19 protein-coding genes are annotated in these 20445 nt (G+C 71.3%); 11 read left to right on the forward strand and 8 right to left on the reverse strand.

What is annotated here, in order from left to right; translation table 11 throughout:
• Window positions 1–6: 6 nt before the first annotated feature.
• On the reverse strand, window positions 7–1377 hold the full coding sequence (locus ACIREI_RS01095; RefSeq protein WP_403325857.1) for a hypothetical protein: 1371 nt from the start codon (window positions 1375–1377) through the stop codon (window positions 7–9).
• 196 nt (window positions 1378–1573) lie between these two features.
• On the opposite strand from ACIREI_RS01095, the gene ACIREI_RS01100 reads away from it, so the two are divergent.
• Window positions 1574–2146, forward strand: coding sequence for a transglutaminase domain-containing protein (locus ACIREI_RS01100; protein WP_403325859.1), 573 nt, complete (start codon window positions 1574–1576; stop codon window positions 2144–2146).
• A gap of 200 nt (window positions 2147–2346) precedes the next feature.
• Here the strand turns inward: ACIREI_RS01100 and ACIREI_RS01105 are convergent, their stop codons facing one another.
• Window positions 2347–3075, reverse strand: coding sequence for a 1-acyl-sn-glycerol-3-phosphate acyltransferase (locus ACIREI_RS01105; protein ID WP_274236840.1), 729 nt, complete (start codon window positions 3073–3075; stop codon window positions 2347–2349).
• 186 nt (window positions 3076–3261) lie between these two features.
• Window positions 3262–3678, reverse strand: a complete 417-nt coding sequence (locus ACIREI_RS01110; protein WP_403325863.1) for a DUF4395 domain-containing protein — start codon at window positions 3676–3678, stop codon at window positions 3262–3264.
• Window positions 3679–3754: 76 nt separating this feature from the next.
• On the opposite strand from ACIREI_RS01110, the gene ACIREI_RS01115 reads away from it, so the two are divergent.
• The 4 genes from ACIREI_RS01115 to ACIREI_RS01130 all read left to right on the forward strand — a co-directional run bounded on the left by ACIREI_RS01115 (window position 3755) and on the right by ACIREI_RS01130 (window position 6955).
• Window positions 3755–4168, forward strand: coding sequence for a TlpA family protein disulfide reductase (locus tag ACIREI_RS01115; RefSeq protein ID WP_403325865.1), 414 nt, complete (start codon window positions 3755–3757; stop codon window positions 4166–4168).
• 209 nt (window positions 4169–4377) lie between these two features.
• The gene (locus tag ACIREI_RS01120) at window positions 4378–4887 is read left to right on the forward strand and encodes a flavin reductase family protein (protein WP_403325868.1); all 510 of its coding nucleotides are present in this window, start codon (window positions 4378–4380) and stop codon (window positions 4885–4887) included.
• Between the two features lie 242 nt (window positions 4888–5129).
• Window positions 5130–5918, forward strand: a complete 789-nt coding sequence (locus ACIREI_RS01125; protein ID WP_403325871.1) for an electron transfer flavoprotein subunit beta/FixA family protein — start codon at window positions 5130–5132, stop codon at window positions 5916–5918.
• Between the two features lie 74 nt (window positions 5919–5992).
• A complete protein-coding gene (locus tag ACIREI_RS01130; protein ID WP_403325873.1) occupies window positions 5993–6955 on the forward strand; it encodes an electron transfer flavoprotein subunit alpha/FixB family protein in 963 nt (320 codons plus the stop codon).
• Window positions 6956–7024: 69 nt separating this feature from the next.
• Here ACIREI_RS01130 and ACIREI_RS01135 read toward each other — a convergent pair whose 3' ends face one another.
• The gene (locus ACIREI_RS01135) at window positions 7025–7933 is read right to left on the reverse strand and encodes an endonuclease/exonuclease/phosphatase family protein (RefSeq protein ID WP_403325876.1); all 909 of its coding nucleotides are present in this window, start codon (window positions 7931–7933) and stop codon (window positions 7025–7027) included.
• Between the two features lie 206 nt (window positions 7934–8139).
• Here ACIREI_RS01135 and ACIREI_RS01140 point away from each other — a divergent pair, with 206 nt between their 5' ends.
• Both ACIREI_RS01140 and ACIREI_RS01145 read left to right on the forward strand, forming a co-directional pair.
• Entirely contained in the window at window positions 8140–9444 is a 1305-nt protein-coding gene (locus ACIREI_RS01140; protein ID WP_403325878.1) for a DUF6986 family protein, read from the forward strand.
• A gap of 103 nt (window positions 9445–9547) precedes the next feature.
• On the forward strand, window positions 9548–11533 hold the full coding sequence (locus ACIREI_RS01145; protein WP_403325881.1) for a protein kinase: 1986 nt from the start codon (window positions 9548–9550) through the stop codon (window positions 11531–11533).
• On the opposite strand, the gene ACIREI_RS01150 is transcribed toward ACIREI_RS01145, so the two are convergent.
• Together ACIREI_RS01150 and ACIREI_RS01155 are read right to left on the reverse strand one after the other, a co-directional pair.
• A complete protein-coding gene (locus ACIREI_RS01150) occupies window positions 11479–12273 on the reverse strand; it encodes a hypothetical protein (RefSeq protein ID WP_403325882.1) in 795 nt (264 codons plus the stop codon). The two genes, ACIREI_RS01145 and ACIREI_RS01150, sit on opposite strands and share 55 nt — an antisense overlap.
• Window positions 12274–12280: 7 nt before the next feature.
• Window positions 12281–13375, reverse strand: a complete 1095-nt coding sequence (locus ACIREI_RS01155) for a LacI family DNA-binding transcriptional regulator (protein ID WP_403325885.1) — start codon at window positions 13373–13375, stop codon at window positions 12281–12283.
• A 169-nt stretch (window positions 13376–13544) separates the two neighbouring features.
• Between ACIREI_RS01155 and ACIREI_RS01160 the strand changes: the two genes are divergently transcribed.
• From ACIREI_RS01160 to ACIREI_RS01175, 4 genes are all read left to right on the forward strand, one after another.
• Entirely contained in the window at window positions 13545–14498 is a 954-nt protein-coding gene (locus ACIREI_RS01160) for an ROK family protein (protein ID WP_403325888.1), read from the forward strand.
• An 866-nt stretch (window positions 14499–15364) separates the two neighbouring features.
• A complete protein-coding gene (locus tag ACIREI_RS01165; RefSeq protein ID WP_403325890.1) occupies window positions 15365–16372 on the forward strand; it encodes a TIGR01777 family oxidoreductase in 1008 nt (335 codons plus the stop codon).
• Window positions 16373–16418: 46 nt separating this feature from the next.
• Entirely contained in the window at window positions 16419–16724 is a 306-nt protein-coding gene (locus tag ACIREI_RS01170; protein WP_403326905.1) for a hypothetical protein, read from the forward strand.
• Between the two features lie 145 nt (window positions 16725–16869).
• Complete coding sequence (locus tag ACIREI_RS01175; RefSeq protein WP_403325893.1) at window positions 16870–17910, forward strand: NUDIX domain-containing protein; 1041 nt, start codon at window positions 16870–16872, stop codon at window positions 17908–17910.
• On the opposite strand, the gene ACIREI_RS01180 is transcribed toward ACIREI_RS01175, so the two are convergent.
• Window positions 17880–18938, reverse strand: a complete 1059-nt coding sequence (locus ACIREI_RS01180) for a protein kinase family protein (protein ID WP_403325895.1) — start codon at window positions 18936–18938, stop codon at window positions 17880–17882. The two genes, ACIREI_RS01175 and ACIREI_RS01180, sit on opposite strands and share 31 nt — an antisense overlap.
• Before the next feature lie 25 nt (window positions 18939–18963).
• On the reverse strand, window positions 18964–20319 hold the full coding sequence (locus ACIREI_RS01185) for a dipeptidase (protein ID WP_403325898.1): 1356 nt from the start codon (window positions 20317–20319) through the stop codon (window positions 18964–18966).
• Window positions 20320–20445: the final 126 nt, after the last annotated feature.

Raw genomic sequence — 20445 nt, forward strand, 5'->3', positions numbered from 1 at the left:
GCCGGTTCAGCCGTTGACGACGATCCGCGCGCTGTTGTTGCGCAGGTTCGGGTCGAACTTGCGGATGGGCAGCTCCGGGTCGTCGTTGAGGGTCTCGACGGTGGCGCGCGCCCCGCGCACCACCTCGTCGATCCGCAACCGCACGTCGAAGGTGTGGGACGCCTTGTCGTGCAGGTAGTGCGGGGTCCGGCAGTAGTACGTCGTGACGGACGGCCCCTCCTCGGACGGCGGCTCCGCCCCGCACTGCTCCTCCGGCAGGCCGACCACCGTGGTGCCCTCCGGCGCCTGGAACCGTACGGTGGCCACGGCAGCGCCCGCGCCGAGCGAGGCCACCCATGCCGGGCCACGGTTGTGGACGGTGATGCCTGCGGTCACGGTGTCGCCGGCGGCTCCGCGCACCCTGCTGCCGGTGAGCTTGAGGTCGGCGGTGTTCCTGGCGTCGAGGAGGACGGACCGGTAGTTGTCCGAAAGGTCGAGGTCCTCCTCGCCGGCCGCGGCCCGCTGCGCCGCCACCGGGCGCAGGTTCAGCTCGGGGCCCGTTCCCCGGGTCCACGTCGCGTCACCGCGGGCCTCTTCCAGTGCCTTGTCCGAGTAGGGCAGGACCGAGTGGTCGAACCTCTCGTACAGCGCCTTGCGCCCGACGCCGAGCGCGGTCACCAGCTCGTGCCGCCCGCCCGGGGCCACCGCCTCGTCCAGCACGCAGAGCGCGGACGTACCCGTGGCGTGCTCGCTGTACTCGCAGTTGGAGTGCCGCTCCTTGAGTCGCAGCCCGTACGACGCGTCGACCCACAGCAGCGTGCGGTCCACCGCGCGGTTGCCGCTGTTGGCGACCGTCGCCCGTACCTGGGTGTTCGTGCCGGGCGTGAGGTCCCGCTGGTCGTCGGCCTGACTGAGCCCGAGGTCGGGGCCGTCGGCCAGGGAGATCCGGGTCTCCTGCGGGAACGCCGTCAGGTCGCCGGCGGTGGCCTCGTAGCGTACGTACCCCCACGCGTCGAGGTCGGCGTCCGGCAGGGCCCGTAGCCCGAGCTGGGCGGCCGTCACACTGTCCGTCCCGGCCGGCATCGCCGGGACGTCGCAGACCGCCCGGACCGGAGTCTCCGGCATGCAGTTGCCGGGCCAGGACACGGTGGCGAAGAAGGCGATCTCGCCGGCGTCGACGGTCAGGCGGCCGGCGGGCACATCGTTGTCGGTGTTGTCGTGGGTGACGCGTACCTCAAGGGCCCGGTCGGGCACGGCACCGCCCGCGTCCGGGCCGGGCAGCACCGTCTCGGACGGCACACTGATCCACAGCTGGTCGGACGAGGCATGCACGGGCGCGGCCCCGGCCGCGGCCAGGGCACAGCCGGCGAGCGCGGCTCCGAGCAGACGATGCTTCATGACTTCCCCCTTGTCGACGCTCCGTCAGAGGCCAGACCCGCGGCACGGGGAGGGGGTTGTAGACGGGCAGCAGGTTGCGGCGATGTTCAGCCGTTTCCGAAGCACTAGGGGCACCGGGACTGAAATTCCGCATACATATGCGGCGAGCAGAAAATATATTGACCCGAGTCCGAGCTGGCGCATACGCTCAACTGCCATGCAGATGATTCAGCAAACCGCCGACCTGTCCGCGTACTTGGCTGCTGACGAGGTGATCGACCATCACCATCCGCTCGTCCGCAAGCAGGCTGCCAGGCTCGCCGACGGCGTGGCAGACTCGTATGAATATGCGCGCGCGGCGTTCGAGTTCGTGCGGGACACCATTCCGCACTCACAGGACTCCGGCGATCTCCGCGTCACCTGGCGCGCCTCCGACGTCCTGGAGCTGGGCACCGGCATCTGCTACGCCAAGGCCCACGCGCTCGCCGCGCTGCTGCGGGCCGAGGACATCCCGACCGCGCTGTGCTACCAGAAGTTCGAGGTGGTGCACGGGCTGGTCGCCGTACGGTTCAACGGCGCCTGGCACCGGCAGGATCCGCGGGGCAACAAACCGGGTGTGGACGCCCAGTTCTCCCTGGACGGCGAGCGGCTGGCCTTCGAGCCCGACCCGGCGTCCGACGAGACGGACTATCCGCTGCTTTACGCCGCGCCCCACCCGGTCGTACTCGACACCCTCAAGTCCGCCCACGACCGGCCACACCTGTGGCGGACACTGCCAGCCGCATTCTGATTCCCTGGACAGGACAGGCGTCGCGCCCAGAGGGGCGCGGGGCCGTATCGATGTGCGGCTCCGCCGCGTGGGCGGGACCGGCTACGACGGAGCCGCAGACGACGGACGGCGCACCGCGGCACTGCCCAGAACTCAGACGGTGCCGCACTCGACCGAAGACACTTCGTGGCACTGTCCAGCCGCGTCACCCAGCGGAGCGCCTAGCGGGCCTCGGCCTCGCGCACCTGCTCCGGCGTCGGAGCCGTGCCGCCGAGGTGGGCCGGCATCCACCAGGTGTCGTTGGCGTCCTTCGGCCGCACCGGGTAGGCGCGCTGCGCGGCCTCCAGGAGCTCCTGGACGCGCTCGCGCAGCTGACGGGTGATCGCGCCCGCGTACTTGTCCTTGGAGGCCTCGATCGCCTCGCCGACCCGGATCGTGATCGGGATGTGGCTGCGCTTGAAGTTGCGCGGGTGGCCCTTGGTCCACAGCCGCTGGGTGCCCCACACGGCCATCGGGATGAGCGGCACGCCGGCTTCCTGGGCCAGCCGCGCGGCACCCGACTTGAAGCTCTTCAGGGTGAACGACTGCGAGATCGTGGCCTCCGGGAAGACCCCGACGATCTCGCCGGACCGCAGCGAGTCCAGCGCGTGCGCGTAGGCCGCCTCACCCTGCTTGCGGTCCACGGGGATGTGCTTCATGCCGCGCATCAGCGGCCCCGAGATCCGGTGCCGGAAGACGGACTCCTTCGCCATGAAGCGAACGAGACGTTTCTGCGGGAGCGCCGCCAGTCCGTTGAAGACGAAGTCCAAATAGCTGATGTGGTTGCTCACCAGCACAGCGCCCCCCGAGCGCGGAATGTTTTCCGATCCCTTGCAGTCGATCTTGAGGTCCCACGCCTTGAACAACGTCTGGGCGAAACCGACGACGGGACGGTAGACAAGCTCTGCCATGGACGGGGTGGACCCTTCCTTCTGTGCCTGGGAAGGAAGCTCCCAGTGGGAAAGTTACGCAGCCGTAGGTTTACGGCATCTCGCAGATCGTGCCCCAAGAACGGCCGGGGAGCCAGTCCCAGTGCCTGTGAACCGCGAGATCCTCGTCACGTCCACCCGGATCGACCTCGGATTTTGAGACCGCCTTTACCCTGTGCGCACCGTCACCCGCCGTACGAGCAAGTACATCTCGCAGCCCAGGCAGTACCCGAAGGCGGCGTTCAGGAAGGCGGCCGCGAGCGCGGCCCCGGTCGCGGCGAGCCCCAGCCAGTCCGGCCCGAGCGTGTACCCGACCAGCCCGAGACCCGCGAAGACCAGCCCCACCGCCTGTGCGAACCGCGGCGGCTGCGGCGCCTCGAACTCTGTCGGCGGCCCGATCCGGGGACGTACGGCCTTGCGGAACAGCAGGCCGTACGGCGAACGGCCCACCCCGCCCGCCGCGCCCAGCGCGAACGCCAGCGTCTGCCAGGCCAGCAGCCAGGCGCTCCCGGTGACCAGAACGACCGCCAGCACCAGGGTCGTCACGGCCGCCCCGAAGCGCGGCCCCCTCACGTCGATGTCCATGAATCAAGCATTCCGCAACGGACGGGCTTCGGGGAGCCGGGAATCTTTGCAGTCTCGTGAAGGGTTGAGCAGGGTGATGACCGGACTTGTGGTGTGCGTGGTGGTGCTCGTCGCGGCGAGCGCGTACGGAGTGCTGCATCAGCGGCGGAGCGGGAGAGTACGGGTGCGCGGGCGGGACGACGGAAAGCGGCTCCAGGCGGCCGAGTTGGGCGGGCCGCTGGGCGAGCGCGCCACCCTCGTGCAGTTCTCCAGCGCCTTCTGCGCACCCTGCCGGGCCACCCGGCGGGTGCTCGGCGAGGTGGCGGGGATGGTCTCGGGCGTGACCCATGTCGAGCTCGACGCCGAGGACAATCTGGAGCTCGTCCGCCGGCTCGACATCCTCAAGACGCCGACCGTGCTGGTCCTCGACGCCGACGGCCACGTCGTACGGCGGGCCACCGGTCAGCCGCGCAAGGCGGACGTCATCGCCGCGCTGGGCGAAGCGGTCTGAGGGGCCGTGACGCCGAGGGTGAGTCATCTCCCACATCGCGGAACCCACTTGACTGCGTGCACCACCTATCGTCAGCCTGACCGTATGCCTGAGGAACTCCTTCTCTTCGGCCGGGTCCATGTCGACCTGGCCCGCACCGCGAGCGCGCGCTGTCCGGGCTGTTGAACGGCCACGGACCCGCACACCTCCCCTCGCAGAAGGACAACTCCATGACGGCCACCTCCGGCCTCGACACCCCTCAGCTCGCCTCTCCCGACCTGCTCCGCTCCGTCTTCCGGCGCCATGCGGCCGGTGTGGCGGTGATCACCGCCTGCGGTGAGACGGGCCCGGTCGGCTTCACCGCCACGTCCCTCACCTCCGTCTCCGCCGAGCCCCCGATGCTCTCCTTCGGTATCGGCACCGGTGCCTCCAGCTGGCCGGCGATAGTCGCGACGGACCATGTCGGCGTCCACATACTCGGCGAGCACCAGCAGTCGCTGGCGGCCACCTTCGCCCGCAGCGGCGCCGACCGTTTCGGTCCGTCCACGGCCTGGCGCGAAGGGCCCGAGGGTGTACCCGTCCTCGACGACGTCCTCGCCTGGATGGTGTGCCGGATCGTGGGGCGCGTGCCCGCGGGCGATCACCGCATCGTGCTGGCCGAGGTCCTCCTCGGCGACCCCGCGGGCCCCGGGCGTCCACTGGTGTATCACCAGGGCCGGTTCAACGGCCTGCGTGACTGACCTCACCCCGCCGATGTGACCGAACAGCCCTTCCCTCGTTCTGCGAAGCCGTCGATTTCCGATTACGCTGCGTTGCGAAGGTCACAGTTCAAAGCGCTTGCTTAGCGGGAACGAACTGGGTGTACTGGCGAGTAATATTTCGCTCGGAGCGCGGGTCGCCCCGAACGGGAACGGCCACTTGGGGCGCCTATGCTGCCTGCAAGTAGGCAGCAGAGAAATGTCGACGCAGTAGGAGAGCCGGCGTGAGCTTGAGGATCGTTGTCACCGTGAAGTACGTGCCCGACGCCACTGGCGACCGGCACTTCGCCGATGACCTGACCGTCGACCGGGACGACGTGGACGGTCTGCTCTCCGAGCTCGACGAGTACGCCGTCGAGCAGGCGCTGCAGATCTCCGAGAACTCCGACGACGACGTGGAGATCACCGTCCTGACGGTGGGCCCCGAGGATGCCAAGGACGCGCTGCGCAAGGCGCTGTCCATGGGTGCCGACAAGGCCATCCACGTCGAGGACGACGACCTGCACGGCACCGACGCCATCGGCACCTCCCTGGTGCTGGCCAAGGCGATCGAGAAGGCCGGCTACGACCTGGTCATCTCCGGTATGGCCTCCACCGACGGCACCATGGGCGTCGTACCGGCCCTGCTCGCCGAGCGGCTGGGCGTCCCGCAGGTCACCCTGCTGTCCGAGGTCTCCGTCGAGGACGGCACGGTCAAGGGCCGCCGGGACGGCGACGCCGCCTCCGAGCAGCTCGAGGCCTCCCTGCCGGCCGTCGTGTCGGTCACCGACCAGTCGGGTGAGGCGCGCTACCCGTCCTTCAAGGGCATCATGGCCGCCAAGAAGAAGCCGGTGGAGTCCTGGGACCTGTCCGACCTGGACATCGAGGCCGAGGAGGTCGGTCTCGAGGGCGCCTACACCGTCGTCGACGGCGCGGCCGAGCGTCCGGCCCGGACCGCCGGCACGATCGTCAAGGACGAGGGCGAGGGCGGCAAGCAGCTCGCTGAGTTCCTCGCGAGCCAGAAGTTCATCTAAGGGTCCGCTGGCCCGCTCGAGGCTCAACCCCCTTACCGCCCCTCAGACTTCGCAATCCGCAGGAGAGCAATCCCATGGCTGAAGTTCTCGTCTACGTCGATCACGTGGACGGTGCCGTCCGCAAGCCCACCCTGGAGCTGCTGACCCTGGCCCGCCGCGTCGGCGAGCCCGTCGCCGTCGCGCTGGGCAACGGCGCCGCCGACACCGCCGCCACGCTCGCCGAGCACGGCGCCGTCAAGGTCCTCACCCACGAGGCCGCCGAGTACGCCGACTACCTGGTCGTCCCGAAGGTCGACGCCCTCCAGGCCGCCGTCGAGGCCGTCTCCCCGGCCGCCGTCCTCGTCCCCTCCTCCGCGGAGGGCAAGGAGATCGCCGCGCGTCTGGCGCTGCGCATCGGCTCCGGCATCATCACCGACGCCGTCGACCTGGAGGCCGGCGACGAGGGCCCGGTGGCCACCCAGTCGGTGTTCGCCGCCTCGTTCACCACCAAGTCCCGTGTCTCCAAGGGCACCCCGGTCATCACGGTCAAGCCCAACAGCGCCGCCGTGGAGGCCGCCCCGGCCGCCGGCGCGGTCGAGGCTCTGTCCGTCACCTTCTCGGCGCAGGCCACCGGCACCAAGGTCACCGGCCGCACGCCGCGTGAGTCGACGGGCCGTCCGGAGCTGACCGAGGCCGCGATCGTGGTCTCCGGTGGCCGTGGCGTCAACGGCGCGGAGAACTTCGCGCTCATCGAGGCGCTCGCCGACTCGCTCGGCGCGGCCGTCGGTGCCTCGCGTGCTGCGGTGGACGCCGGCTGGTACCCGCACACCAACCAGGTCGGCCAGACCGGTAAGTCGGTCTCGCCGCAGCTGTACATCGCCTCCGGCATCTCCGGCGCCATCCAGCACCGTGCCGGTATGCAGACCTCGAAGACGATCGTGGCGATCAACAAGGACGCCGAGGCCCCGATCTTCGACCTGGTCGACTACGGCGTGGTCGGCGACCTGTTCGACGTCGTCCCGGCCCTGACCGAGGAGATCAAGACCCGCAAGGGCTGATCCCACCCCGGCCTGAACGAGGCCCCCGTGACCGTCCGGCGGTCACGGGGGCCTCGTGTCGTCCTCGTGTCACCCCAGACTCAGGAACGCCTGCACGGGCAGATGGTCGCTCGGGAACTGGCCGCCGTCGGAGAACGTGTTGATCGCCGCCCGGTGCGCCGTCACACCGGGCGTGGACAGGATCCAGTCGATGCGGTCGCCGTTCGGGGTCAGCGGCTTGTAGCCGTGGAAGGTCGCGTACAGCGCACTGCGCTCGCGCGCGGTGTCCCACGTGTCGACGAGACCGGAGCCGAGCAGGGTGTCGTACACCGAGTTCTCATGGGCGGCGACATTGAAGTCCCCGGTCACCACGACCGGCAGCGAGCGGTCGAACCCGGCGATCCGCGCGGCGATGAGTGAGGCGCTGCGCTCGCGCGCGTACTGGCTCACATGGTCGAAGTGGGTGTTGAGGACGTAGAACTCCCGTCCGCCGTCGGCCAGATCGCGGAAGCGGACCCAGGTGACCATGCGGGCGAAGGCGGCGCCCCAGGTGTTGGAGCCGATCACGCTCGGGGTGTCGGAGAGCCAGAAGTGGTCGTACGCGGTCGGGCGGAGGCGGCGGGAGTCGTAGAAGATCGCCATGGATTCGTCGCTGCTGCCGTGCAGCCGGCCGGTGCCCACCCAGTCGTAGTGCGGGCCGAGGTCGGTGTCGATGTCGAGCAGCTGCGAGAAGACGCCCTCCTGGGTGCCGACGACGTGCGGGGCCTCCCGGCGCAGCAGCTCGCGCATCACGGGTCTGCGCACGGCCCAGCTGTTCGGTTCGGTGGTGCTCGCGAAGCGCAGGTTGAAGGACATGGCCCTCAGGTGCCGACGGGGCGGGCGTTCGCCCGCCGAGGCGGACGGCGTGGGCAGTGCTGTACTGGAGAGGGGCGCGGTGACCGCCGCGGCCAATGCGGCCTTCAGGCCCAGACGGCGCGTGACTCGGCTGTGGTTCGGCACTGAGGCTCCTTCGCTGGGAACTGCCGGACGAGTCGTGCGGGGCGTGCGTATGGAAGTGTGATACCGCCTCCCCGAGATGGGCGTGAACATGTCGAGATGGTGGAGTGACTCCCCGTGGGCAGGGTGTTGACCAGCCGGAAGGTCCCCGGATAACTTCGTTCTACGGATTGTTGATTCCGTATAGCGGAAAACAGGAGGGTGTGGGAATGGGTCAGGGCCAGCAGGAGAAGGTGGCGACGAGCCTCGCGGGCGCCGTCAGCGAGGAGATCAGCGCCTCCCTCGCGCCGGTCGACGCCGAACTGGAGCGCCGCTACCCCGGAGACCCCGGCGGCCGCCAGCCCGTCCACACCGTCTACGTCCCCGGCGACGTCTTCGCCGCCGACACCATCCGCTCCTGGGGGGACCGGGCACTCGCCGCCCTCGACGAACACGCCCCGGACGCCGCCTCCTTCGCCGCCGTCCTCGGTCTGTCCGAGGAACTCGCCGGGCCCGTGTACGCGCGCGTGCGGGCCAAGCTGGAGCGCGAGCCCATCGAGGACATGCGCGTCGACTTCGAGGACGGCTACGGCCCCCGCCCGGACGCCGAGGAGGACGAGGCGGCCGCCCGCGCGGCACGGCTGATCGCCGAGGCGTACGCCAACGGCACGGCGGCGCCGTACATGGGCATCCGCATGAAGTGCATGGAGGCGCCCGTACGCGACCGGGGCATCCGCACCCTCGACATCTTCCTCACCGGCCTGATGGAGGCCGGCGGCCTGCCCGACGGGCTGGTGCTGACGCTGCCGAAGGTGACGTACGCCGAGCAGGCCACCGCCATGGTCCGGCTGCTGGAGGCCTTCGAGAAGGCACGGGGCCTCGAGCCCGGCCGGATCGGCTTCGAGATCCAGATCGAGACCAGTCAGTCCATCCTCGCCACCGACGGCACCGCCACCGTCGCCCGCATGATCCAGGCCGCCGAGGGCCGCGCCACCGGCCTGCACTACGGCACCTTCGACTACAGCGCCTGCCTCGGCGTCTCCGCCGCCTACCAGGCCAGCGACCACCCGGCCGCCGACCACGCCAAGGCGATCATGCAGGTCGCGGCGGCGGGCACCGGCGTACGCGTCTCCGACGGCTCGACGAACGTCCTGCCGGTCGGCCCGACCGAGAAGGTCCACGACGCCTGGCGACTGCACTACGGCCTCACCCGCCGCGCCCTGGCCCGCGCCTACTACCAGGGCTGGGACATGCACCCCGGCCACATCCCGACCCGGTACGCGGCCGTCTTCGCCTTCTACCGCGAGGGCTTCGAGCAGGCGGCGGCCCGGCTCGCCCGGTACGCGAACCGGTCCGGCGGCGACGTCATGGACGAGCCCGCCACCGCCAAGGCCCTCAGCGGCTATCTGCTGCGCGGTCTGGACTGCGGCGCCCTCGACATCGCCGAGGTGGCCCGGCTGACCGGTCTGACCCGTGCCGATCTGGAGGGATTCGCGGCGCCCCGGCGCGGCGACCTGACGGTCTCGGTCAAGTAGCGGGCCGGTCACAGCCGCAACCACCGGCCGATGTCGTCACTCCTGCCCCGTAGTCTGTACGCCACGCATTGACAGTCACAGGTGTCACAGGAACGGGGCAGCGGTGTCTTCGGGGGAGCACGGACAGACGGACGAGGCCGGTCGGCTGCTGGCCGGGCGCTATCGCGTCGTGGCGCAGCTCGGGCGCGGCGGCATGGGCGTGGTCTGGCGGGCCCTCGACGAGGTCCTCGGCCGCGAGGTCGCCGTCAAGGAGCTGCGCACCTACACCGATGCCGACGGTCCCGAACTCGCGGATCTGCGGCTGCGAATGCAGCGCGAGGCCCGTGCGGCGGCCCGGGTGCGGCATCCCGGGGTCGTGGCGGTGCACGACGTCGCCGAGGTCGACGGACGTCCGCTGATCGTCATGGAGCTGGTCGACGGCCCGTCCCTGGACGACGTGCTGCGCGAGCGCGGCACCCTCGATCCGCGCGAGGCGGCCGGCATCGGCGCCAAGGTCATGGAGGCGCTGGCCGCCGCCCACGCGGTCGGCGTCCTGCACCGTGACGTGAAGCCGGGCAACATCCTGCTCGAGAGTTCCGGCCGCGTGGTCCTGACCGACTTCGGCATCGCCGCCATGGAGGACCCGGGCGACGGCGAGGCCACCCGCCTCACCCACAGCGGCGCACTCGTCGGTTCCCTCGACTACTTGGCTCCCGAGCGCGCCCAGGGCGTCGAACCGGGCCCCGCCTCCGACATATGGGCCCTGGGCGCCACGCTGTACGCGGCCGTCGAGGGCTCCGCGCCCTTCCGCCGTACGTCGACGTTCTCCACGCTCACCGCGATCGTCACCGAACCGCTGCCGGAACCCCACCGCGCCGGGCCGCTCGGCCCCGTCCTGCAGCGACTGTTGGACAAACGACCCGAGTCCCGCCCCCAGGCCGACGAGGCGCGGGCACTGCTCCAGGCGGTGGCGGAACCGGACGGCACCGACTCGCGGACGACCGCACTGCGCAGGCCGGCGGGCGCCGGGCCCGCGGGGGAGGACAGGGAGCTCAGCGTCCCGTCGGCGCCGGTCGGCGGGCCACCGGAGGCAGCGGGCCTGAACGGGCCGGGTGCCGGGGCGCCGGGGCCGAACGGACCTGCCGGGCAGGTGTACGGCGGCCAGGGACAGGGCGCGCAGGGAGCGCACGGCCCCGCGACCCCCGGCCAAGGCACGCCGTCCGCCCAGAGCTTCGGCGCCGTCGGCCATCCCGGCTCGGCCGGGCACGGACACGGCACCCCGGGGCAGCCGCCCACATCGCCGTACGGCAGCACGCCGATACCGTCCGCCCCGCACCCCTTCGGCAACCCCGCGCCGCCGCCACAGGGCCCGGACGCCACCGGCCCCATGGCCACGTCCCCCCGACGCAAGGGCCGTGCCCTGCTCGCTGCCGTGGCCGTGACCCTCGTCCTCGCGGCGGCCGGAGGCGCGGTCGCCGTGCTGAACGACAAGGGCGACACCAAGTCCGAGGCGCAGGGCACGTCGTCCACCACCTCCGCGGACGCGTCCGCCCCGGCGACCGGCAGCCCCGACGCCGATCGGTCGGGCGACGCGAGCCTCACCGACCAGGACGACGACAAGACCCCCGGCGCGACCAAGACCCCGAGCCGCACGGCGGAGGCCGAGCCCACCGACCGGGCCACCACCTCGTCCCCCACCAAGACCTCGGACGACGGCGACACCAACGGCGGTACCACGGGCGGCGGTTCCGGCGACGGCGGTACGACCGGCGGGGCGGGAACCACGGGCGGAGGCGGCAGCACGGGCGGTGGCGGCAGCACACCGACCGCGTCCTGCACCTCCATCGGGGGCGGCAAGTACAACTGCCAGGTCTGGAAGCAGGCCAAGTCGTACAACGCCTCCGGTACCGAGGTCGGCGTCCTCAACGCGGGCACCAACTACTTCTACTGCCAGCAGAACCTGGGCCGCCGCGAGACATACGGCGAGTGGACCAACGTCTGGTGGGCCAAGACGGACGACGACAGCGGCAACACCGGCGTCTTCGTCAGCGACGTCTACATCGAGGGCGGCAACAACGACGAGCCGGTGCCCGGACTCCCGGTCTGCTGAACCCGTACGTACCTCTCCAGGCCGGAGGCCGTCACCAGCTTCTCCTCCGCCAACAGCCGGGTGCCCCGCTCGCACAGCAGCGCGTCGGCACGCGCCCGCGCGACGAACTCCTCGGGCGTCACACCGAACAGCTCTCTTAATCGGGCGGACTCCCCGAGGAGTTCGGTGAGCAGGGCCCGCTGACCGGGGTGGGTGCGAGGCCCGCCGTTCCCGTTGTGCAGCACCCCGTGACGGTTGACGTACGCGAAGGCACCAGGGAGCGCCGTGCCGTCCGCCAGCACGATCCGGACCTCGGGCGCGGCCAGCCAGGCGCGGCTGTAATTGCCGTGCGGCAGCGGCACCCCCTCGCTCGCGTCGATGACGGCGAGTTGCTCGACATCCAGCCAGGTGAGGAACAACTCCGCCACGGCAGCCGGTGCGTCGAAGGGGGAGGCCGACACATATCCCATGCGGCTCACATGCGCGGAGACGCCGACCCCGATGCCCGTCACCCGCGCCTTCACCATCGGGATGGGCGCCGTGATCCCGAACTCGGCCATCTTGTGCCGGAGTTGGCCCGGACAGGCGTTGGAGCCGACCGCGAGAACGGGCACCCGGTCGTCGTACACCAGCCGGTCGAGGGGCAGCAGTCGGTTCCCGTCGAGGAGGCCGGAGTCCTCGGGCCACGTGCCCGGGTAGAGCAGGGGATGCTCGCGCGGCGCCTCGGCCAGGCCCTGTGCCTCCAGGGTGCGGTCCTCCACGGGCCGCTCAGTCCGCCGGCGGCAGCTCGCCCGAGCCGCGGGTGATCAGCCGCGTCGGCAGCTCGATGCGCTCCGGCGTGACGAGGGTGCCGTCCAGTTGGCGGAACAGGCGCTCGGCGGCAGTGCGGCCGATCGCCGCCGCGTCCTGGGCGACCACGGTGACGCCGGGCTGCAGCAGGTCGGCGAGTTCGATGTCGTCGAAGCCGACGAGGGCGACGCGGCGGGACTGCTCGGCGAGGACCCGGATCACGGTGACCGTGACCCGGTTGTTGCCCGCGAAGATCGCGGTGACGGGGGACGGGCCGGTGAGCATCTCCTCGGCCGCCCGGCGGACACGCTCCGGGTCCGTGACGCCCAGGGACATCCAGGAGTCCTCCACCGGTATGCCCGCGTCCTCCATGGCGGCCCGGTAGCCGCGCAGCCGCTCGCCGGCAGTGTGGATGCGGGGCATGTCGCCGATGAAGCCGATCCGTCGGTGTCCGTGGGCGATGAGATGGGCGACACCGTCGCGGGCGCCGCCGTAGTTGTCGGACAGGACGCAGTCGGCGTCGATCTTCCCGGCCGGCCGGTCGACGAAGACCGTGGCGACGCCCGCCTTGAGCTCGGGCTCCAGATACCGGTGGTCGTCACCGGCCGGAATGATCACCAGCCCGTCCACCCGGCGTGCGCACAGCGCCAGCGCCAACTCCTGTTCGCGGTCCGGGTCCTCGGCGCTGGAGCCGTTGATCAGCAGGGCCCCGTGCGCCCGGGCGACCTCCTCGACCGCGCGGCTGAGCGGGCCGTAGAACGGGTCCGCGAGATCCTCCAGGACCAGTCCGATGCTCGCCGTACGGCCCTTGCGCAGGACCCGCGCGCTGTCGTTGCGGCGAAAGCCCAGCGCGTCGATGGCCTCCTGGACGCGGCGCTCCGTCTCCGGGGTGACGCCCGGCTCCCCGTTGACCACACGCGAGACGGTCTTCAGGCCGACTCCGGCACGCGCTGCGACGTCCTTCATGGTCGGACGGTTGCCGTAGCGGTTCTCGGAGAGGCGGTCGGATCGGCGGATGGTCTCGGGCACGATGCGGTGTCCTGTCCTGTCGTCCACGGGGATGCGTCGGTCCATGGGTTTGTATGAGGATGTGGCGTCGACAATAGACCCTGGACAACGTTGTCAGATCCAGGGGACACTGTCCACCGCAATCTCCGGCCTGCGCCCCCACCGCGAGACCGGCTCGCCCATTTCCCGTGGTTGACGGGGAGATCCGAATGGTTGACGGGGAGAACTGACACTGATGCACACCGACCTCGTGGCTGCGCTCGACATCGGCGGCACCAAGATCGCCGGAGCGCTGGTGGACGGCCACGGCACGATCGCGGTCCGGGCCCAGCGCGCGACGCCGGCGCGGGAGGACGGCGAGACGGTGATGCGGGCCGTCGAGGAGGTCGTCGGCGAGCTCACCGCCTCGCCCCTGTGGGAGCGCGCCACCGCCCTCGGCATCGGCAGCGCGGGACCGGTGGACGCCTCCGCCGGCACGGTGAGTCCGGTGAACGTGCCCGGCTGGCGCGACTATCCCCTGGTCCGGCGTGTCCGGGAGGCGGCCGGTGGCCTGCCCGTCGAGCTGATCGGCGACGGCGTGGCCATCACGGCGGCCGAGCACTGGCAGGGAGCGGCCCGGGGCCACGACAACGCGCTCTGCATGGTCGTCTCCACGGGCGTCGGCGGCGGTCTGGTCCTGAACGGCCGGCTGCACCCCGGTCCGACCGGCAACGCCGGCCACATCGGGCACATCAGCGTCGACCTGGACGGCGACGAGTGCCCGTGCGGTTCGCGCGGCTGCGTGGAGCGCATCGCGAGCGGCCCCAACATCGCCCGACGGGCACTGGAGAACGGCTGGCGGCCCGGCCCGGACGGCGACACGTCCGCCGCCGCCGTGGCCGCCGCCGCGCGGGCCGGTGACCCGGTCGCCGTGGCCTCCTTCGAGCGCGCTGCGCAGGCCCTGGCCGCCGGGATCGCCGCCACCGCGACCCTCGTCGAGATCGACATCGCCGTGATCGGCGGGGGAGTGGGCAAGGCGGGCGACGTCCTCTTCACGCCGCTGCGCAAGGCGTTGAGCGACTACGCCACCCTGTCCTTCGTGCAGCGCCTGGTCATCACGCCGGCCCAGATGGGCACGGACGCCGGGTTGGTAGGAGCCGCGGCGGCCGCGCTCGCCGCGAAGGCGGGGGCGACCGCGGCGGGGGTGTGAGGGCGCGGCGGGGCAGGAACGTTCACTCGCTGGGAGGCGGTGGGTGGGGAACGTGTGCAAACGCCGAGGGCCTGTGAATTCGGATCGTGCCGACGCTCGCGTCGCCACTCTTCTCCATCTCGCGTCTGCACGCTCCCCTGCGCGCGAACCGGCTTCGCCCGGCCCCCCATCGCCCGGGCTCGGGTCGCCTGGAAGGCGCAGTCCCTTTCGGCCCGGCCTGATCCAGATGACAGGCGCTGGTGAAGCGATGTCGTTCGGAGGGCCGCCCGAGAGGACCGGCGGGTAGTCCGCCGACGCGTGCACTGTTGCCGCGTCCGCTGGTTCGGCCGCCCACGTCAAGGCGGATCGGTGGGTCCGGGTGCAGGGCCGCGCCCAGCGAACTGCCCGCCGTGCAGGCGACGGCCGCCAGTTGGCCCGGCACGGCCCGCGGGCCCCTGCCCGGAACTGTGCGGACCACCGAGGGTGCGGAGCGGACCGCCGAACGCGGCAACGGCACATCCCTGAGGAAGCCGGTACGCAGGACCACACCCCCTCCGCGTCCCCCTGGTGCGGATGCCGGAGCGCCGCTGTCACCAGGCCGAGTCCCCCCAGCCCCACCAGTGCCTCGAACGGCCGCATGCACCGGCCGAGCCGCGGGCGGCAGCGTCGCCGACAGCAAGAAGGCCGGCGGGACTTCCATCGCCACCAGGGGCGGCACCAGCTGCCGAGCCGCCGCACCTCGGCCGGGCGCCGCAGCACCGGCAGCCGCCCACGCCCACCCGCACGGTCGTCAGTGACCAGACCTGGACCTGTGCGACGCCGCAGGAAAGTTTTGAACATGTTCAACTGTCTGCGCTAAGCTCGTTCTCACACCAGAGGGGGAGCCGATGAAGATAGTGATTCCTGGGGGAACCGGGCAGGTGGGAACGGTCCTGAACCGTGCGCTGACCGCCGCGGGGCACGAGGTGGTCGTCCTGACCCGGCGGCCCACGCGTGCCGGCGAGGTCCAGTGGGACGGTGAGACGGCGGGCCCGTGGGTCACGGAGATCGACGGCAGCGACGTCGTGATCAACCTGGCCGGCCGCAGCGTCAGCTGCCGCTACACCGCGCCCAATCTGCGGGCCATGATGGATTCGCGAGTGCGTTCCACCGAGGTCGTGGGCGAGGCGATCGCGAGCGCGGCCCGGCCGCCGCGGGTCTGGCTGCAGATGAGCACGGCCACCATCTACGCGCACCGCTTCGACGCGCCGCACGACGAGGCCACGGGCGTCATCGGCGGCAGCGAGCCCGATGTGCCGGACTACTGGGGCTACAGCGTGCGGATCGCCAGGGCCTGGGAGCGGGCGCAGGAGGAGGCCGACACGCCGCACACCCGGAAGGTCGCCCTGCGTTCCGCCATGGTGATGAGCCCTGACCACGGCGGCGTGTTCGATGTCCTGCTGCGGCTGGCCCGGCTGGGGCTCGGCGGTCCCGTCGCGGGCGGCGGACAGTACGTCTCCTGGATCCACGACCGCGACTTCGTCCGCGCGGTCGACTTCCTGATCGACCGGGCGGATCTCACCGGGCCGGTGAACCTCGCCGCCCCCGAACCGCTGCCGCAGCGTGCCTTCATGCGGACCCTTCGCTCCGCGTGGGGCGTTCCCGTGGGGCTGCCCGCGACGAAGTGGATGGCGGAACTCGGCGCGTTCGCGCTGCGCTCGGACACGGAACTCCTGCTCAAGAGCCGACGTGTCGTTCCCGGCCGGCTGCTCGACGAGGGGTTCGGCTTCGACTACGCCCGATGGCCGGAAGCGGCCGACGATCTCGCCCAGCGCGTGCGGCTGCGCCGGCGCGACCGGCGGCGGACCGGGCCCGGGACTCCCGCCCTGTCCCGATTGTCCGGAGGCGGGGCGTGACCCCACAGTCCGTTTCGCCGTTGAACCGGCCATGAAGAAGCGCAGCATGCTTGCCATCGCCTCCCTCGCCACCGGCTTCGTCGTCGCGGCGGTCACTCCGTCCCACTCGGCCGAGTCCTCGGGCGCCCCCGGCACCGGGTCTCCTGCCGCGGGTCTGCCCGACATCGGCGGTCAGCCCAAGGTCGGCGGCCTGGACATGGGCGGTCAGAGCAAGCTCGGCGGTCTCCCGATGAGCGGTCAGACCAAGGTCGCCGGGATCAGCGTGGACCGCGCCCTGGACACCGTCGGCACGGCCATCAACCGCGAAACGGACCGCGCCGTGAACAACGCCCCCCACAAGAAGAAGCGCTGACGAGCACGACCGACCCGATCACGCGGCGCCGTACCCCGTATCCGAGCGGGTGTCGGCGCCGTTGTCATGCGCTCTCTACTGGAGCTGGTTTCCGTGGCAGGGTGGAGCGGGCAAGCCACAGGGGGCCAACAGAAGAGGGGGAAACGTGATCGTCTGGATCAACGGCGCGTTCGGTGCGGGGAAGACCACCACCGCACGCGAACTGATCGAGCTGATCCCGAACAGCACGCTCTTCGACCCCGAGGTCATCGGCGGAGCACTCACCCACCTGCTCCCGCCCAAACACCTCACCGAGGTCGGCGACTTCCAGGACCTGCCGATCTGGCGGCGTCTCGTGATCGACACGGCTGCCGCGCTGCTCGCCGAGCTCGGCGGGACCCTCGTGGTTCCGATGACGCTACTCCGCCAGGAGTACCGCGACGAGATCTTCGGCGGCCTCGCCGCCCGCCGCATCACCGTCCAGCATGTGCTCCTCGCTCCGGCGGAAACGATCCTGCGGGAGCGAATAGCCGGGCGGGAGCTCCCGCCCGATCTGCCCGACGGCGAGATACGGATCCGGCAGTGGTCGTACGACCACATCGAGCCGTATCGCGCCGCGCTCGCTTCCTGGCTCACCGCCGACGCCCATCCCGTCGACAACGGCGGTCTGACTCCGTACGAGACAGCTGCCCGGATCGCCGAGGCCGTCGGCAGCGGTACGGTCCCCGTCTGCGACATCGTGCAGACGCCCGAGCCCACCGCCGAGACCGTCGCCTCGGGGGTCCTTCTCTTCGACGAGCAGGACCGGGTGCTGCTCGTCGATCCCACGTACAAGGCCGGCTGGGAGTTTCCCGGCGGCGTCGTCGAGTCCGGGGAGGCGCCCGCGCGCGCGGGTATGCGCGAGGTCGCGGAGGAGACGGGGATACGGCTGGAGGACGTACCGCGGCTCCTCGTCATCGACTGGGAACGGCCCTTGCCCCCGGGCTACGGAGGTCTGCGGCTCCTCTTCGACGGCGGCCGTCTCGACTCGGCGGAGGCCGAACGTCTGCTGCTGCCGGGACCCGAGCTGCGTGACTGGCGCTTCGTCACCGAGGACGAGGCCGCCGATCTGCTGCCGCCGGTGCGTTATGAGCGGCTGCGGTGGGCGCTGCGGGCGCGGGAGCGCGGGGCGGCGCTCTATCTGGAGGCCGGGATTCCCATGTCCTGAACCACCCGGCGCAGTTCCTCGTCCGGGTACGGCGTCAGTCTGCTCTCGTGTACCAGCCGGCGCTTGAAGTCACCCATGGCGGCGGCGAGGGGCGCGTTCCGGACGAGGATGTCGGCGGCGGCCCGCGGGATTCCCTCGGGCCGCATGCCGTCGGCGCAGTCCCGCACGAAGGCCTCGCGCTCCGGCAGGCCGTACCCGTACAGCGCGGTGGCCAGCCAGTTCACCAGGTGGGTGGCGGTGTAGCAGCGGTCGTAGAGGCGGTGTCGGTCGAAGAACTCGCGCTCCTGAGGCGTGAGCGGGAAGCGGGCCGACAGCGCGAGGCCGTAGTCGGCGAGGTAGAGCTGCCGTCCGTCGGTGAGGATGTTGTTGAAGTGGGCGTCGAAATGCAGGAGTTCGCGCTCGTGGAGGAAGTCGGTGGCTGCCCTGAGTCCCTGCTCCACCCATGCGCACGCGGCGTCGGCGCCGTCCGTGCGCAGCTGGGCGTCGAACCAGTCGTGCAGGGTGTGGGGCACGTACTCCAGGAACAGGGCCAGGCTCGCGGACGCCGTCCGCAGCCCCTTGATGCGCTCGCGCACCTGCGGGTCCCCGCCCCAGTAGGCGACGGCCCGCTCCACGTCGGCCAGCGCTTCATGCAACGGCTGGGGCGCGTCGGGCAGGACCCGCCAGTGGTGCATCAGCGGGAACCCCCCGAACCGGTCGGCCAGCACCCAGTTCGTGGTCATCGTGTGCACGGCGAGCTCCCGCCAGGCACCGAACCCCGGACTGCCGATGCCGTAGTGGAAGTACGCCGGCAGGCCGAGGAGGTTCGCCGTGGAGCGGACGTTCTCCGGCCGCAACTCGACGTCGGTGAGCGGGACTCGCTTGACGAAGACCCGGCTGCCGTCCACCTCGATCAGCGTCGACCGTCCGCCGATCCCGGTGCCGAGCGGCGCGCCCGACTCCACGAGCTCCCCGAGTGCGTGGTCGGAGAGCAGCGCGAGGGACGTGGCGATGTCGGTGTGGGCGGCGAGGCGCCGAGGATGGGTCATGGAACCATCCTCGGCGCCAAGTCCCTCAACTCGCCGCGTAATTGCGCAGGAACAGCGCCTCGGCGACCGACAGGCGCTCCAGCTCCTGCGGGGACACGCTCTCGTTCACGGCGTGGATCTGGGCCTCCGGCTCGCTGAGGCCGATGAGGAGGATCTCCGCGTGCGGGTAGAGGGCGGCGAGGGTGTTGCACAGCGGGATCGAGCCGCCCTGGCCGGCGTACTGCATCTCCTGGCCCGGGTACGCCACCGCCATCGCGTCCGCCATCGCCTGGTACGCCGGGCTGCTCGTGTCGGCGCGGAACGCCTGGCCCTGGCCGATCTGCTCGGTGCGTACTCGGGCACCCCACGGGGTGTGCGTCTCCAGGTGGGCTTGGAGCAGCTTGGTCGCCCGGGCCGCGTCCACGCCCGGCGGCACCCGCAGGCTGATCAGTGCGCGGGCGCTCGCCTGTACGGACGGGGTGGCGCCGACGACCGGCGGGCAGTCGATGCCCAGGACCGTGACGGCGGGGCGGGCCCAGATGCGGTCGGCGACCGTGCCGGAGCCGATCAGCTCGACGCCGTCGAGGACCTTGGCGTCCGCGCGGAACTGCTCCTCGTCGTACTGCAGGCCCTCCCACGCCGACTCGCCGGTCAGCCCGTCCACCGTGGTCGAACCGTCCTGCGCGCGCAGTGAGTCCAGTACGCGGATCAGCGCGCCGAGCGCGTCGGGCGCGGCCCCGCCGAACTGGCCGGAGTGCAGGTTGCCTTCGAGCGTGTCGATCTGCACGCGGACGAGGGTCATGCCGCGGAGCGTCGAGGTGACCGTCGGCAGGCCGACGCGGAAGTTGCCCGCGTCGCCGATGACGATGGTGTCGGCCTCCAGCAGGTCCGGGTGCTGCTCGGCGTACCGCTCAAGACCGCCCGTGCCCATCTCCTCGGAGCCCTCGGCGATCACCTTCACGTGGACGGGTATGCCGCCGTTGGCCTTCAGGGCGCGCAGGGCGAGCAGGTGCATGATCAGGCCGCCCTTGCAGTCGGCGGACCCGCGCCCGTACCAGCGGCCGTCGCGCTCGGTCAGCTCGAAGGGCGGGGTGCTCCAGGCGGCCTCGTCCAGCGGGGGCTGCACGTCGTAGTGGGCGTACAGCAGGACCGTCCTGGCGCCCTCGGGGCCGGGCAGGTAGCCGTACACGGACTGCGTGCCGTCGGGGGTGTCGAGCAGCGCCACGTCCTGGAAGCCCTCGGCGCCGAGCGCGTCGGCGACCCAGCGGGCGGCGCCTTCGCTCTCGCTCTTCGGGAACTGATCGAAGTCCGCCACCGATTTGAACGCCACCAGCTCGGTGAGCTCCGCCTTCGCCCTGGGCATCAGGGAGGCGACGGTCTCGGCGACCGGATTCGACGACATGGGCACGCTCCTCGTGGGTGCGACGTTGTACGTATGAGTGCTGTGATCCTCCCACAGCGGCCTGCGACGATGCCCGCCGTAGGATGCGGGGGACAGCAGCAGGCGGCGGCTTGATCGGGAGCAGTA

Origin of the sequence: Streptomyces sp. NPDC093591, from assembly GCF_044764885.1 — a bacterium.
Lineage (GTDB): Bacteria > Actinomycetota > Actinomycetes > Streptomycetales > Streptomycetaceae > Streptomyces.